This window comes from Bacillus cereus group sp. MYBK220-1, assembly GCF_051916445.1.
Lineage (GTDB): Bacteria > Bacillota > Bacilli > Bacillales > Bacillaceae_G > Bacillus_A > Bacillus_A cereus.
The window spans coordinates 1,159,627-1,173,532 of sequence record NZ_JBQAGQ010000002.1 but is presented as its reverse complement, the minus strand read 5'-3'; the positions used below and the strand labels follow the sequence as shown (position 1 = coordinate 1,173,532).

Sequence of the window (13,906 nt, the reverse complement as noted above, 5' to 3'; positions counted from 1 at the left end):
CATTATATGGAATTCTCCTATAAAAAGCTACATTATTTAACGTAATTTTCAAACAACTTTCTTTTGAGCATTCTAATTTGTCCTCGGTGACTAATTTCATCTTCTAGCACATGATACCAAAGATAGTGCTGGTTATATATTACACCGTTAGGCCACTTTCTTTCTGACATGAGCCACGGATCGCTCTACCCGCTTCCCCTAAATACAGTGCATCTTCCCATATTTCTAATTCTTCTTTTGTAAAGTCACGATTTTGAAATGAAATAAGCTGATGAACTTTTTCAATAGCTGCTATATGCTTTAATAAGGCGCCAATTGAATTTCCGCTGCTCTGCATAATTAAATCTAATTGCTCAACTGATAAATTTTTTACTTCGCCTAATGTTACAGCCCTCGTATGCTCCAGCATGCTTACTAATTCCCCTATATTTTTTGTATAACCATCTACACTTCTTATTCGATAATCTATCTTCATATCACGCACCCCTTTCTGCATTCATATTATTGTAAAAATGATTCATATAATAGACTGAAACCTTTCGAAATTTTCTGTTATAATTAAATTGAATACAAAATATACCCAAACAAACTTTCTCAATATGCTTATATGAAATATTAAAAGGAATCAATATAAAATAATCGAATCTTATTCACTAAAAGGAGTGGATTCGATGGAAATGTATCAATGGCTAACCGCTGTTCTCGTTGGTGGCATTACCGGCTTCGTTTCCCATCTAATCAATAACCAAGGTAAGTTATTGCTTCCACGCCGTTTGAAAACATTTTTTCATTTTGGATTTTTAACTGATATTTTTACTGGTAGCCTAGCCGCACTTCTTGGGCTCGTTTTATTCGATGTCACCGCGATAAAAGAAATTATAAAAGTATCCATTGTAACTGCTATTTCTGGCCAAACTTTCTTACTACATCAAGCTCTTGGTGGCGAACAGGCTAAAAATACGCAAATTGGGAAAGCTGATGAGAAGATTCAAGAAATTGACAAATTATTGCGACGTTAGTGTATACTTTCTTTTAAAATTATTGTTATAATGAGAAATAAATATTTTCTATTGCGTCGTTTGTCAGGAGAAAGGGTGTTTCGTATGACAAAAAAGAAAATAGAAGATTTCTTAACAAACTCCGAAAAAGAGGAACTGCTAGAAAACTATAAATGTTTACGAGAAGCCCGCACAAAAAGCGAAGCTAACTATTTTGGTGAAGCAGTAAACCATCTATTAAATAAAGCAAAACAACGAATTATTAAAGATGCAGGTATACATGATGAAAATGCTGCAACTGTTCAATCAAAGAGAAAAGCACTGTTTTAGCTACATTAGCTAAAACAGTGCTTTTTATTTAGAATTTTTTTCTTTCCATGCTATATTCTCTCCGCCTTTATCTTTCCATTTTTACAGTTTCAAAAGTCATCTAGACCTAAAGATCAACCTAATAATATTAGCCCACGCAAACCATTTTAATAATAGATAAAATAATTGAACTAGTAATGCTACAAACTAAATAAGTTTATTAAATCGCTTCTTTTAAATCTGAATGCGGATTTGGTCCGTATTGATTGTCATTTTCTTCACTTTCAATGATAAAAAATACAAGTAAAACAACGCTACCAAACGGTACAAAATTTAATAGTTGCCACCATCCCGTTTTCCCAATATCATGTAATCGTCGTGCACCAACCGAAAAACTTGGTATAATCATTACTAACATAAATAGCAACGCAATAATAGCAACTAACACCTCTGAAAATGATGATAAAAATAACAGTAGCCAAAAAATTACGATATTGGATAAACTAAAAATCCAGTACTCTTTTCGCGTAGCTCTACCACTAAAATTCCCATAATTCTTTAGAGCTTTCAAATACCATTGCATTTAAACCTCTCCCTTTTATCCCTAATAAAATTAAAATATGTAATTATTAACAGATAAGTAGAAATATAACACAACATTTATGTAAAATCCATATCCCCATCTAAATTGCCCTCTATTTAAATAGTTTTTTCCTTCGGCATTTTTCACATTACTTTCACATCTATTTCACAAATATAAGTAGTCCGATATGCTAAACTAAGTATATCCTTTTCCAAGGAACTATATGCCGATATATAAATCCCTATCTTTATAGGGATTTTTATTTTTTGATTCCTCATAACTTTGTTACAATACATTTCTTCTACTATTTCTATACTTTTAGTAACTACTTTAATTAAAAGCACATTCATGTATTCACACTCTTATTAATTCTGATTTGCGAAATATTTATACAAGCTTTATGATGCAATTCCTGTTTCACTATTTTCAGTAAGTTTTTCACTTTTTCTAAACAAAAATAAAGCTCCTATATATAGTAACGCAGTAAAACTACCTATAAGTATAAAATTGTGAGATACTGCAAATAACATTCCTGCTATTGCCGCACCAATCATTTGACCAATATACATAGAAGCATTTGCAAGCGCGGCTCCTGTTCCTCTTGCTGCACTAGATATGTTTTGTAAGTGCCTCATCATTAATACAAACAAAATTCCTGTCCAAAAAAACAAAGCAAAGAACGATAACTCCACCAATACAATGTTCTTTACATGTGGAAGTAATACATATAGCACTGCTGTAAATATAATTCCACCATAGAAAGAAAGGTTATAACCAATTTTATTTACGATTCTAGGACCAAAAATATTACCAGTTAAATTTCCTAACCCTAATACGAGCATAGCTGTACCTACTTCATGAACTTGTAAGCCAAATTGAATGGAAAGCCATACACCAAAAAATGAAAATGCAGCAAAATTTCCGGTTTGAAAAACAAAGTATGCAAAATAAGAAAGTGAAACCTTTGAATCTGTAAGTAATTGTTTATAACGCTGTAAAATCGCTTTTTTATTTCCACCTATATGAACCGACTGTATTTCTGGTAATACAACATAAATAAGAATGACAAGTAGTGCTGATAATATACCAATGAAATAGAATGGGATTGTATAATGTATCGTTGCTAAATAAGCTCCCAGTGGCAGCCCTAAAATTTGAGAGATTGATAACCCTGCTGTTGCAACCCCAATTGCTTTCACAATTTGCTTCTTCTCTATAAGGAGCGGAATAGATGCCCACACTTGTGGAGATACAAAAGCTGCACTTACACCTGCTAAAAATCTAAATGTTAGCATCCATAAAAAACTCGGTGCAATTCCACACAAAAACGTACTTATTGCAAAAAAACTCATACCTAGTACCATCACTTTTTTTCTGTTTAATCCATCTGATATAGGACCAGCAATAAGCGCAAATCCAGCATACCCTAAAGCATACGAACTCACCATCCATCCTGACAACTCAGTTGAAACATGATACACCTGTTGCAATGTCGGCAACAGTGGTGAAATTAAGAAAGTATCTGTACCGATCATAAACATTATCATAAAAAATACAGCTAGTACTCTGTTCATTTAGACCTTCTCCTTATATAAACAGAGGGTACTCTCCCTCTGTTTAACTAATCTTCTAAAATAGATTGGATTTCTTTCATGACTCTTTCATTCAATGCAACGTCTACCGCTTTCACACTTTCTCTTACCTGCTCTGCCCGCTTTCCACCAGGTATAACAGTATCAATTCCTTCTTTATTTAATAACCATGCTAATGCTAAATGAGACACTTCAATATCATTTTCTTTAGCTAGCCCTTTTAACTTTTCCACTTTCTTAAAGTTACTCTTATATGTATTTTCTTCAAATAGATTTACACTTTGGCGCCAATCGACTTCATTCAATTTGAAATATTCTGTATATTTTCCGCCTAACATTCCAAAAGCAAGAGGTCCATACGGAATAAATGAAATACCCGCTTCTATACAATACGGCAAAAGTTCTTCCTCAGCCGTACGTTCTAACATATTGTAAGGTGATTGTACAACATCTATATGACCATGTTGGTTCGCTTCTTTTAATTGTTCTATGTTTACGTTCGATATTCCAATTGAACGGATTTTCCCTTCTTCTTTTAAACGAGTAAGCTCTCCAATTGAATCTATGTAACTTGTTTCAGGGTTTGTAAAATGTAAATAATATAAATCAACATAATCAGTCTGTAATCTTCTTAAGCTATTTTCCACAGCATTTCTTAAATAACTTGGTTCATTGTTAATATAAGTTTCTCCATTTAACAACGGTTGAATTCCACCTTTTGTAGCAAGTATAATCTCATGGCGTTTTCTCTTTAATACCTCTCCTACTAATTCCTCAGATCTACCGACACCATATGAATCTGCTGTATCAAAAAATGTAATCCCTTGCTGAATAGCTTCTTCTACTAATTGCTTTCCTTCTTCTTCATTCACATTAGCATATAAATTATGTCCCCCTACTGCATTTGTACCTAAACCCAGCCTTGAAATATTTAATCCTGCCTTTTGCAATTTTGTATACTTCATTTTTTCTCCCCCTATATTTCTATCGTTCGAATATATTCGAACGATAGAAATATACCACTTTATATGTTATAGTGCAAATATCTTAACTTATACAAGTAGGTGAAATATGCGTACACTCTATCATCCAAATCGAGAAGAAATTCAATTTTCTTCTGTCTTATATGCACTTAGCGATCAAATTCGTTTACAAATTGTAAATATGTTACTAGAGAAAAATGAACAATCTTGTGGTGCTTTAAACATCCCTGTTGCAAAATCAACTTTATCTCACCATTTCAAAGTTTTACGTGAGTCAGGTGTTATGTACACGCGCCTTGAAGGAACACAACGTTTCATTTCAATTCGTGAAGAAGATTTAAATGCTAGATTCCCAGGTTTATTACAAGTTGTATTACATGCGACAGAGCCATATTAAAAAAACATCTCATATTCATATGAGATGTTTTTTTAATATGGCTATTCTTTTAATAAATCTAATAATCCATTACCTTCGGATGTACGTTCATACCCTAAAGGTACAGTTCTTTTAATAAGTTGTGCATATATTTCCGGCTCTGATAACTTTCGACCGTATTCTTTCTCACACTGTTTAATGAGCAAGGCAAGCGCTCCAGCAACATGCGGCGTCGCCATGGAAGTTCCACTTAACACTGCATATTTCCCATCTGGATACGTAGATAATATTTCATCACCTGGCGCTACTAGATCAATTTCTTGATTTGAATTACTAAAACATGTGATTTTCCGTTCTAAATTGACAGCGCCGACTTCAATTACTTCCGAGTAAGCACCTGGGTAATCTAGTTCCTCTGTATTATCATTACAATCTCCATTATTCCCAGCAGCACATACAACGAGAACATCCTGCTTTACCGCCTTTTGAATTGCTTCATGTAATTCTGGAACATCTTGCGGACCACCAAGTGACATTGAAATAATTCTCACTTTCTCTTGATTCGGCCCTCTCCAATTTACAGCATAATGAATTGCCTCAATAATTTGCTCATAACTTCCAGAACCATCTCCCGCTAAAACTTTTAATACTAACATTTTAGCAAGTGGTGCAACTCCTAATACACCGACACCATTTTCAGTTGCTGCAATCGTCCCCGCGACATGAGTACCATGTCCGTTATTATCAAGATACACATTTGGATCAGCTTCATAATCTTTTGTGAAATTTCTTCCGCCGATAATACGATCTTTTAAATCTATATGATTAGTATCACACCCTGTATCTAATACGGCAACGACTACATCTTGCCCCTTCACACTCTTTTCCCATACTTGCGGAGCGTGAATCAGTTGTACACCTGGTGGAATTTCATTTACTTGTTCTACAACCTTATTTACGGTAAATGGAATCAATTGTATACCTTTTTGTTTATTCACTGTACTACTCATCGTAATCCCTCCTGAAAATGTATTATTTTCATTTCAGACCACTTTTGAATACGTGTAAATGTAACATTCGTTTTATTCTTTTTGTTTTCCTTCTTTTCAAATATTTCTCAACATCATTTACTAACTCTATACTACTTTTGTATTTCCCCTATGATTTATAGGAAATAACAGCCTGGGTCATTCAACTAATAACCAAAATAAAAGGACCAATTAATGGTCCTCTTACAGTCTTTTAAAAGAATGATATGTAATTTGAAAAATAATATAAATTAAGACTAAACCTCACTCTTGTTTAAAAACTTTTCTATTTCTTTTACTAAATATTCCGCTCCCTCTATCCCAACAGTAATATTTCCATTTGCTAATGATATGTTCTGCTCTGAAACATCACCTGTGATTTGGCAAGCATTGTAAGGTTGATATTTTTGTAAAATGATTTTATCTGCTTCTACAAAAATTTCAAGCGGTGATTTGATTTGTATTCCCAATACATCGCGTAATTCTTTAGGGATAACAATTCGTCCTAATTCGTCTACTTTTCGAATAACTCCTGTTGCTTTCATATTTCTCCCCCCTTTCTCTCTATTAATTTTTTTCACCTCGCTTTTTCCATTTTATCACTTTTTAGCAATACTTGCCTCTTTTTAGAAAATTTTGTACTCGAGTTAAAAAAACACATTTAATGCATACGTAATCTCTCTTTCAATTGTTTTACATAACGGGATCTTATAAGTAAGAAGTATACAACTTGAATACCTATGAAAATACTTAATACAACTGTATTTTCTTTAAACAATGAGTACTCAAACATTTGCCCTAACGCCGTTAAGGCTACTGCCCCATGTAATGTTGCAACACCAATTGGAACGAAGAATAAAAGCGCCAATCGAATTGTAACTACCTTCGATAATTCCCTGCTTGTCAATCCAACTTTTCGAATCATTTCGAACAAGCGAACATCATCCTCCAAATCGGAGAATAAACGGAAGTAAAGGAAACTTCCTGCGCAAACGAAAAATACTATACCAATAAAGAAACCTACAAATAAAATCGGTCCTGCAATTTGTAAACTTTGGTTTTGCTCGTACTCTTCCGCACTAAACGTTGAATATTCTTGATACGGTTTAATTTGATGCGTAAGCTCTTTACCAATTTCAATCTCATCTTTCGTTCTTTCAGTTTTATACATATAATCTTTTGTCTCTATAAATCCATCTTGTAATGAATCATATTGATCATTAGAGATTACATAAACATTTCCTCTTAATATTTTCCCCAATGAAGATGAAGTAACTTTTTTCACCTTTAAACTTTCATTCATATTAGGTAAAGTAATTTCTTTTCTTTCTTTCATCGCTGGCCCTGGTATATCAGCTGACAAAAATACAACCTCTTTATTTGCTACAGTATTAAATGGTTCTCCCGTTAACTTTGCATATTCCTTATAGTCTGATTCTTTTATAAAAGTGGCGCTTCTTAACGACTGTTCCTCCGTTTTCTTTGTCGAAATATTAGTTTTTGAAGCTGCTATATTATGTTTCTTTAATCCTTTGTCAATCATTTGTATATGTTGTGATTCGTTACTATTCCCTTGCTTAGAATGGTAATGAAACGCAATTGGTCTCTCCATTATCCCTTTCGTCATGGATGCGAAGCCTACTAATGTCCCTATTGCGGAAAATGCTACAGTAGAAATAATGGTTACAATAAAGAACATTCTTGCGTTATCTCTCATACGATACGCTAAATCTGATAACGTAATAATATTAGTCTGTGTCCAATAGAAACGTTTACTTTTTTTACATAATCGAATAATAAAGACACTCAGCTGCTTGTACAAAAAATACGTCCCGATAATAACTACCGTTGTAACAGGAATCATCATAATAAATACCATTGCTCCATGTGATAGAAGAGCTCCTACATAGCCAGCACTAAGCAATACTACTGCTAATATTGAAGAAATGATTGATGCTTTCGGTTCCGGTTTCGCCTCTGCTGATCCTCTAAACAACTTCATAATCTTATTTTTACGAATCATTCCTGCACTAAACAATGATATGATCATAAATAAAATAAAAAACATAATACCCGTTACAACAATTGCTTTCATCGGTATGTAATAGGATAAGGAGATATCTAGTTTCAATATCATCGGAGCGACAAATAGTAATACCCCTGAAAATAACATACCTGAAAGAATACCAAAAATAATTGCCCCTATTCCAATCATAATATTTTCAAAAAAGATCAGACGCTTTAATTGATATTTCGTCATACCTAGCATCATTAAAATTCCTAGTTCACGCTTTCTCGTTTTTAAAAACATTCCCATCGAATATAAAATAAAGAAGAATGTAAATAAGTAAATAATAGACTGTGCAAAAGACATACTTACGAATACGTACTGACCTAATTCTCCTGCACTTAATGCCGGATGAAACGCAAAAAATGAATACACAAAAAAGGCCATAATTGCAAATGCACTACTCAAAAAATAGGCTGAGTATGTCCGTCTATTTCGGGTTACATTCCGATATGCTAGTTCTCTAATGTTCATATTACTTCTCCGCCCTTCTACTATCTATGTTTTTATATTAGTAAAGTGCGGAAATACCTTCCATCGATTCAAATGACAAAAACCTTACATTTTTGAAAGGTTTAAAAAAATTGCTTATACGTAGCACTTTATTTATAATGACTACATTCATATTCATACACACATCCTATTGTATATTCGTTAGTTTTGCGAAATAATAAAGGATAGAAGTATGTACCATTATACATATAAACTTATTTACCGCTTTAATATGAATAGGAGGAAAACATAATGACATTACAAGAACAGATTATGAAAGCATTACATGTTCAGCCTGTAATTGATCCAAAAGTTGAAATTCGTAAACGAGTTGATTTCCTAAAGGATTATGTAAAAAAAACAGGTGCAAAAGGATTTGTACTTGGTATTAGCGGCGGACAAGACTCTACGTTAGCAGGACGCTTAGCACAACTTGCAGTTGAAGAAATTCGTAACGAAGGTGGTAATGCAACGTTTATCGCCGTGCGTCTTCCTTATAAAGTACAAAAAGATGAAGATGATGCACAATTAGCATTACAATTCATTCAAGCAGATCAATCTGTTGCATTTGATATTGCTTCAACTGTTGATGCTTTTTCAAATCAATATGAAAACTTATTGGGTGAATCATTAACAGATTTCAATAAAGGTAACGTGAAAGCACGTATCCGTATGGTTACTCAATATGCAATTGGTGGACAAAAAGGGCTACTTGTTATCGGAACAGATCACGCTGCAGAAGCTGTAACAGGGTTCTTTACAAAATTCGGAGATGGTGGTGCAGATTTATTACCATTAACGGGATTAACGAAGCGCCAAGGACGTGCATTATTACAAGAGTTAGGCGCAGACGAGCGACTGTACTTAAAAATGCCAACAGCTGATTTATTAGATGAAAAACCAGGTCAAGCTGATGAAACAGAGTTAGGTATTACTTATGATCAATTAGATGATTATTTAGAAGGTAAAGCAGTTCCAGCTGACGTTGCAGAGAAAATTGAAAAACGTTACACAGTGAGTGAGCATAAAAGACAAGTACCAGCGTCAATGTTTGATGATTGGTGGAAATAAATTAAACATAAAAAAGAAGCTAATCTTCATTTAGCTTCTTTTTTATATGTTAACGATATACCCCTACTCTTTTCTCCAATAAATCTTGCAGGCAATCTTCATGTTGTTTACAAAATAACGGTGGCATGTCGTCTAACGGGAAAAACTTCAAATCCAACGTTTCATCACCATCTACTTTTTTGTCACCTCCAACTATTGAGAATGAAAAGAACATCACAATTGACTGGGCCTTGTCTCCATTTGGATATGATTGAAAATATTTTGTATACACTCCAATAAGCTCATTTATTTCTACATCATACCCGGTTTCTTCTTTTATTTCCCGGATTGCAGTTTCCGCAGCTGATTCTCCTATCTCCATTGCACCACCTGGAAAGCCCCAAGCGTTAAAGTCTCCTCTTTTTTGCAGTAATACTTCTCCTTCTTTATTAAATACACAACCACCGGCAAAGTTTAAGAAAACATAATCATGTCCTACTTTTTCACGTAATTCTTTTATATAATTCGCCATTCTCATTCCCCTTTCATACCTCTTCTATCGCTATTTCTTATCTTTTTCAAGCAATTCAATGATTCGATCTAGCTTCTGGTTCATATTAATCACGTGGTGTTTCTTTGCAGCACTGCTTTGTAATACTCTTCTAATAAACAAAGTAAATGATATGAAAAACAAAACGATAAGTCCGATTACTAAACAAGTATATATCAATGTAAAAATATCGCTTTCGAACAAGTTCATTCCACATTCACATCCTTATCCTTTTATTTTATCACATAATTCTTAATATTCAAAAGTAATCAATCAATAAATAAATAAAAAAAGCACCTTTTACAGGTGCTTTTTCCCATTGCTTAATACGTAAATGTAATTGTCGCTAATGAATAACCCGCCAATGCACTATAAGGCGCTACTTGATAAGACACACGCTTTGCACCTTTTGGCCAATTTATTTCATTTAATACTTTCTTTATATCTTGCATCGTCCCATCCATGGACTGCTTATATCGCACTTCTACTTTTTCTGGTTTGGCTGCAAACTGTTGCTGCAACTTTTGCTTAAATTCATTATAATTTTCTGCTCCGTATTCTGCAGATAAGTATTGTAAATTTGTTTCTTTTAACATCTGCTCATATACGACAGTTTTTGAGCTACCAGCTTTTATTTTGTTTGTTAATTCACCAAAATAACTTGTAGTTGCTGCTGGATATTTACTACGATCCCAGTCGTGATCTTTACTTAACTGTTCGTCAGACATGTTAAAATATGAGTAAGTTACACGCCCTGCTTTATCTGGTACTGGATCATCAAATGTAGTATCTAGGTGATACCATTTGTTTTCAATGTTCACTAAATTCCACGCGTGAGCTTGTCCGTTTCCTGTGCCTGTTACAATATGGTTTTGAATACCTGCCTCTTTTAACAACTCATACGTTAATAATGTATATCCTTGGCAAACGGCAGAACGATTCGCTAATGCTTCATATGCTGTATACGCTTGATAAGACGTATCATAAGACACATGCTTAACAACGTAATCGTGAATAGCTTTTACTTTCTCATGCTCATCCATCCCTGGTTTTACAATTGATCCAACAATTGATTTCGCCTGAGCTTTTACATATTGAGTTTGTTCTTTTGATTCACGGTATTTTACTTGCAGTGTAAACGTATAGTCCCCTGGCATTCCTTTAATAGAATATCTAGTAGACGCTACATTATATTTTACATACTCATCAGCATCTACAATTTTATTAAACTCACCATACAATTGATCCATAATATTTCTAGCATTTCTATCTTTTGTTTTATATGTGATTGTAATATTTTCTTCTCGATTATCAATCTGTTTTTTTAATTCTTTTCTGAAATCATCTAATAACTTTACATCTGATTGTGCTGTCACTGTAGTCGGATTTGTAGCTGCATAAGATACAGATGACGCTTGCAAGCCTCCCATTACTATAGTTGAACAAAGTGCGGCAGCTGTCACATACTTACTTGTCTTTCCCATCTTGTCACTCCTTATATTCTATAACTATACGAAAAAGTATCGTATAGTTTCAGAGTATACAATACTTTTTCGTATAGGTCATATGAGATTATGCATATTAACTAATTCACATAAAAAGGTTGTTCTTTTTAAAAGAACAACCTTTTTTCATTAGCATGTTTGTAATACACAGCATGTATTTTCAAAACGTTGATTTTTCAAATCTTCATTACTAATACAGAAATATAGCATCCCTAGTTCTCCCCAAACCATATTACAATTTTTATGATCTGAATCAATTTGGAATAAAAGAGTCATTTGCTGCGGGTCTACCCCCATATATTCTCCTGTCTCATATAACACTTCTTCTTGTACAGAGAATGGCTCACCAAACATTTGATGGTTATCGTAGTTATCTGGAATTAGCTCTTCAAGTAATTGCAAGAAACGATCTGAATCAGCCTCATCTTCAATGAAAAGTTCTGGTAATTTGTATGTCAGTTCAAAAGTAATTGCACACTGGTTATATTTCGCTTGTATTTCATTTTCTCTTCGTAATTGCTCTACAGGAACATCATAATAAAGTACACGCCCAGCTTCTGTTAGATTCACATTTTCTTCAAAATAATTTTCAATGCAAAAGAAATACAGCATCCCCGTCTTAGGAAGATTGTGATTCATACCAACGTTTTGTAAATCACTTAAGTTAAATTGCGCGATAAATTGTAGTGGATTTCCTTTATGCTTTGGATATTCAAATAAAGCTGGTAGATCAGGAACTCCTCCCATTTTCGAACTACCTATCGCAACAGTTCCCTGCTGCTTTGGCACAACTTTTATACAAGGAAATACAGTATTAATAAGTTCTTCTTTCAAGTGTGTTAGTTCATATTTATCAATTAATACTTCAATTTTTTTATTCATAAATTCTCCTTACATTTACATACTTATTTATATCATAGTACAAAGATTATACTTCATTCTTTACAAAATCAACAAGCCTCCCAAAAACGGGCTTATCCTTCGTACGCGAACAAGTTTAAAAAAGCATACTATACATTGTTCCTACAAACACGATAGTTCTTTAGTTCTTCCAGTACATTTTCCCCTCGTTCATTTTTATTTTTAATATAAGGAGGAATTCCACATGGGTTACGGATATAGTTGCGGCGGTTACGGTTACGGCGGTAGCTGTGGTGGTTGTGGTTACGGAGGTTTCGCTTTATTAATCGTTTTATTCATCCTTCTAATCATCATCGGAGCTAGCTGTTGGGGCGGCTTTGTAGGCTGCTAGTAAACTTAAAAACCATTGTAAAAAAGCACGTACAATACGTGCTTTTTTGCCATTTCCAAATCTTTTATTTGAAAGGAAGTATGTTTAATGAAGATCGATGGTGTTTTTGAAGGAGGCGGTGTACGCGGTATTGCACATGTTGGAGCAATTTGCGCATTAGCCGAAAAAGGTTATGAATGGGAACGTGTAGCTGGAACATCAGCTGGTGCAATTATCGCGGCACTTGTAGCGGCAGGATATTCTTGTTCAGAGCTAAAAACGATTATAACTGATATCGATTATAACAAATTTACGAAGAAAACCTTTATTGACAAAATCCCCTTTATCGGAAAAGGACTAAGTGCATGGACTACTCTAGGTATATACTCTAATGTATTTATAGAAGAATGGATTGAAGAATTACTTCGAAAAAAAGGTGTTCATTTATTTACTGATTTACCGGATCTAAACAAACTCAAAATCATCGCTTCTGATATTAGTAATGGTAAAATGGTTGTCTTTCCTGACGACTTACCAAACTACGGATTTTTAAATTATCGCTTCTCTATCGCTAAAGCGGTAAGAATGAGTAGTACAATCCCCTTCTTCTTTGAACCCGTAAAATGGAGAACTCCAAAATGGAAGCAGCCTTGTTATATGGTTGATGGAGGAATTCTAAGTAATTATCCAATTTGGATCTTCGATTCACCTACCACTCCTCGCTGGCCGACTTTCGGATTTCATTTTGTAAAAGATGAGATTCAAGCTGATCCTGCTCACTATAACGAGCCTATTTCCATGTTCAAAGGACTATTTAAAACAATGATGCAAGCTCATGATTTACGTCATTTAGATAAGGAATCAAAAGCAAGAACGATTACAATTCCAACAGGAACGATTACAAGTACTAATTTTGAACTGACAAAGGAAGAAAAAGAATGGCTTTACAATTCTGGTTATAACTCTGCTAATAAATTTTTACAAGCTTGGAACTTTAGGCAATATATCGATGAATATAGAAAAGGAAATCAAGACCGAAAGACAAATCGATTTTTTCGTCAACTTGACTCATAATATTATTACTTTGCGTATAAATACGAGAACGTTTAACAACTTAATAATAAATAAGTCTAGTAATTTC

At 33.8% G+C, this 13,906-nt stretch carries 17 protein-coding genes and 1 pseudogene; 6 read left to right on the top strand and 12 right to left on the bottom strand.

What is annotated here, in order from left to right; translation table 11 throughout:
* Nucleotides 1–32: 32 nt before the first annotated feature.
* Nucleotides 33–475 (bottom strand): annotated as a pseudogene (locus tag ACTFRU_RS12960) (mycothiol transferase).
* A gap of 196 nt (nt 476–671) precedes the next feature.
* Here ACTFRU_RS12960 and ACTFRU_RS12955 point away from each other — a divergent pair.
* Nucleotides 672–1,019: a DUF4257 domain-containing protein gene (locus ACTFRU_RS12955; RefSeq protein WP_000426317.1), complete on the top strand. Its 348-nt coding sequence runs from the start codon at nt 672–674 to the stop codon at nt 1,017–1,019.
* An 84-nt stretch (nt 1,020–1,103) separates the two neighbouring features.
* Complete coding sequence (locus ACTFRU_RS12950; RefSeq protein ID WP_000162602.1) at nt 1,104–1,328, top strand: hypothetical protein; 225 nt, start codon at nt 1,104–1,106, stop codon at nt 1,326–1,328.
* A gap of 199 nt (nt 1,329–1,527) precedes the next feature.
* Here ACTFRU_RS12950 and ACTFRU_RS12945 read toward each other — a convergent pair whose 3' ends face one another.
* From ACTFRU_RS12945 to ACTFRU_RS12930, 4 genes are all read right to left on the bottom strand, one after another.
* Complete coding sequence (locus ACTFRU_RS12945) at nt 1,528–1,890, bottom strand: DUF805 domain-containing protein (RefSeq protein WP_001198796.1); 363 nt, start codon at nt 1,888–1,890, stop codon at nt 1,528–1,530.
* Between the two features lie 143 nt (nt 1,891–2,033).
* On the bottom strand, nt 2,034–2,240 hold the full coding sequence (locus ACTFRU_RS12940; protein ID WP_001101741.1) for a hypothetical protein: 207 nt from the start codon (nt 2,238–2,240) through the stop codon (nt 2,034–2,036).
* A gap of 48 nt (nt 2,241–2,288) precedes the next feature.
* Complete coding sequence (locus ACTFRU_RS12935; protein ID WP_001082492.1) at nt 2,289–3,464, bottom strand: MFS transporter; 1,176 nt, start codon at nt 3,462–3,464, stop codon at nt 2,289–2,291.
* Nucleotides 3,465–3,511: 47 nt separating this feature from the next.
* Complete coding sequence (locus tag ACTFRU_RS12930) at nt 3,512–4,447, bottom strand: aldo/keto reductase (protein ID WP_290102326.1); 936 nt, start codon at nt 4,445–4,447, stop codon at nt 3,512–3,514.
* A gap of 106 nt (nt 4,448–4,553) precedes the next feature.
* Here ACTFRU_RS12930 and ACTFRU_RS12925 point away from each other — a divergent pair, with 106 nt between their 5' ends.
* Nucleotides 4,554–4,862, top strand: coding sequence for an ArsR/SmtB family transcription factor (locus ACTFRU_RS12925; protein ID WP_001259906.1), 309 nt, complete (start codon nt 4,554–4,556; stop codon nt 4,860–4,862).
* 41 nt (nt 4,863–4,903) lie between these two features.
* Here ACTFRU_RS12925 and ACTFRU_RS12920 read toward each other — a convergent pair whose 3' ends face one another.
* From ACTFRU_RS12920 to ACTFRU_RS12910, 3 genes are all read right to left on the bottom strand, one after another.
* Entirely contained in the window at nt 4,904–5,851 is a 948-nt protein-coding gene (locus ACTFRU_RS12920; protein WP_006928047.1) for a serine protease, read from the bottom strand.
* 275 nt (nt 5,852–6,126) lie between these two features.
* Nucleotides 6,127–6,414 (bottom strand): AbrB/MazE/SpoVT family DNA-binding domain-containing protein, encoded by a 288-nt coding sequence (locus ACTFRU_RS12915; protein ID WP_000648324.1) that lies wholly within the window; start codon nt 6,412–6,414, stop codon nt 6,127–6,129.
* A gap of 116 nt (nt 6,415–6,530) precedes the next feature.
* On the bottom strand, nt 6,531–8,411 hold the full coding sequence (locus ACTFRU_RS12910) for an FtsX-like permease family protein (RefSeq protein ID WP_078439156.1): 1,881 nt from the start codon (nt 8,409–8,411) through the stop codon (nt 6,531–6,533).
* 270 nt (nt 8,412–8,681) lie between these two features.
* Between ACTFRU_RS12910 and nadE the strand changes: the two genes are divergently transcribed.
* Nucleotides 8,682–9,500 (top strand): ammonia-dependent NAD(+) synthetase, encoded by an 819-nt coding sequence (gene nadE / locus ACTFRU_RS12905; RefSeq protein WP_000174901.1) that lies wholly within the window; start codon nt 8,682–8,684, stop codon nt 9,498–9,500.
* Between the two features lie 49 nt (nt 9,501–9,549).
* Here nadE and ACTFRU_RS12900 read toward each other — a convergent pair whose 3' ends face one another.
* The 4 genes from ACTFRU_RS12900 to ACTFRU_RS12885 all read right to left on the bottom strand — a co-directional run bounded on the left by ACTFRU_RS12900 (nt 9,550) and on the right by ACTFRU_RS12885 (nt 12,416).
* Entirely contained in the window at nt 9,550–10,011 is a 462-nt protein-coding gene (locus tag ACTFRU_RS12900; protein ID WP_000024999.1) for an NUDIX hydrolase, read from the bottom strand.
* Between the two features lie 30 nt (nt 10,012–10,041).
* Nucleotides 10,042–10,239 (bottom strand): DUF4083 domain-containing protein, encoded by a 198-nt coding sequence (locus tag ACTFRU_RS12895; RefSeq protein ID WP_001048091.1) that lies wholly within the window; start codon nt 10,237–10,239, stop codon nt 10,042–10,044.
* A gap of 113 nt (nt 10,240–10,352) precedes the next feature.
* Nucleotides 10,353–11,513 (bottom strand): transglutaminase domain-containing protein, encoded by a 1,161-nt coding sequence (locus tag ACTFRU_RS12890; protein ID WP_000520862.1) that lies wholly within the window; start codon nt 11,511–11,513, stop codon nt 10,353–10,355.
* 150 nt (nt 11,514–11,663) lie between these two features.
* The gene (locus tag ACTFRU_RS12885; protein ID WP_001034846.1) at nt 11,664–12,416 is read right to left on the bottom strand and encodes a YwqG family protein; all 753 of its coding nucleotides are present in this window, start codon (nt 12,414–12,416) and stop codon (nt 11,664–11,666) included.
* 223 nt (nt 12,417–12,639) lie between these two features.
* Between ACTFRU_RS12885 and ACTFRU_RS12880 the strand changes: the two genes are divergently transcribed.
* On the top strand, nt 12,640–12,786 hold the full coding sequence (locus tag ACTFRU_RS12880; RefSeq protein WP_000540425.1) for a YjcZ family sporulation protein: 147 nt from the start codon (nt 12,640–12,642) through the stop codon (nt 12,784–12,786).
* A gap of 87 nt (nt 12,787–12,873) precedes the next feature.
* Nucleotides 12,874–13,839 (top strand): patatin-like phospholipase family protein, encoded by a 966-nt coding sequence (locus ACTFRU_RS12875; protein ID WP_000686794.1) that lies wholly within the window; start codon nt 12,874–12,876, stop codon nt 13,837–13,839.
* Nucleotides 13,840–13,906 lie beyond the last annotated feature (67 nt).

Excerpts from the sequence above, each read along its gene's own strand:
- ACTFRU_RS12955 (WP_000426317.1), top strand. The coding sequence starts at position 672 with ATGGAAATGTATCAATGGCTAACCGCTGTTCTCGTTGGTGGCATTACC.
- ACTFRU_RS12950 (WP_000162602.1), top strand. The coding sequence starts at position 1,104 with ATGACAAAAAAGAAAATAGAAGATTTCTTAACAAACTCCGAAAAAGAG.
- ACTFRU_RS12945 (WP_001198796.1), bottom strand. The coding sequence starts at position 1,890 with ATGCAATGGTATTTGAAAGCTCTAAAGAATTATGGGAATTTTAGTGGT.
- ACTFRU_RS12940 (WP_001101741.1), bottom strand. The coding sequence starts at position 2,240 with ATGAATGTGCTTTTAATTAAAGTAGTTACTAAAAGTATAGAAATAGTA.
- ACTFRU_RS12935 (WP_001082492.1), bottom strand. The coding sequence starts at position 3,464 with ATGAACAGAGTACTAGCTGTATTTTTTATGATAATGTTTATGATCGGT.
- ACTFRU_RS12930 (WP_290102326.1), bottom strand. The coding sequence starts at position 4,447 with ATGAAGTATACAAAATTGCAAAAGGCAGGATTAAATATTTCAAGGCTG.
- ACTFRU_RS12925 (WP_001259906.1), top strand. The coding sequence starts at position 4,554 with ATGCGTACACTCTATCATCCAAATCGAGAAGAAATTCAATTTTCTTCT.
- ACTFRU_RS12920 (WP_006928047.1), bottom strand. The coding sequence starts at position 5,851 with ATGAGTAGTACAGTGAATAAACAAAAAGGTATACAATTGATTCCATTT.
- ACTFRU_RS12915 (WP_000648324.1), bottom strand. The coding sequence starts at position 6,414 with ATGAAAGCAACAGGAGTTATTCGAAAAGTAGACGAATTAGGACGAATT.
- ACTFRU_RS12910 (WP_078439156.1), bottom strand. The coding sequence starts at position 8,411 with ATGAACATTAGAGAACTAGCATATCGGAATGTAACCCGAAATAGACGG.
- nadE (WP_000174901.1), top strand. The coding sequence starts at position 8,682 with ATGACATTACAAGAACAGATTATGAAAGCATTACATGTTCAGCCTGTA.
- ACTFRU_RS12900 (WP_000024999.1), bottom strand. The coding sequence starts at position 10,011 with ATGGCGAATTATATAAAAGAATTACGTGAAAAAGTAGGACATGATTAT.
- ACTFRU_RS12895 (WP_001048091.1), bottom strand. The coding sequence starts at position 10,239 with ATGAACTTGTTCGAAAGCGATATTTTTACATTGATATATACTTGTTTA.
- ACTFRU_RS12890 (WP_000520862.1), bottom strand. The coding sequence starts at position 11,513 with ATGGGAAAGACAAGTAAGTATGTGACAGCTGCCGCACTTTGTTCAACT.
- ACTFRU_RS12885 (WP_001034846.1), bottom strand. The coding sequence starts at position 12,416 with ATGAATAAAAAAATTGAAGTATTAATTGATAAATATGAACTAACACAC.
- ACTFRU_RS12880 (WP_000540425.1), top strand. The coding sequence starts at position 12,640 with ATGGGTTACGGATATAGTTGCGGCGGTTACGGTTACGGCGGTAGCTGT.
- ACTFRU_RS12875 (WP_000686794.1), top strand. The coding sequence starts at position 12,874 with ATGAAGATCGATGGTGTTTTTGAAGGAGGCGGTGTACGCGGTATTGCA.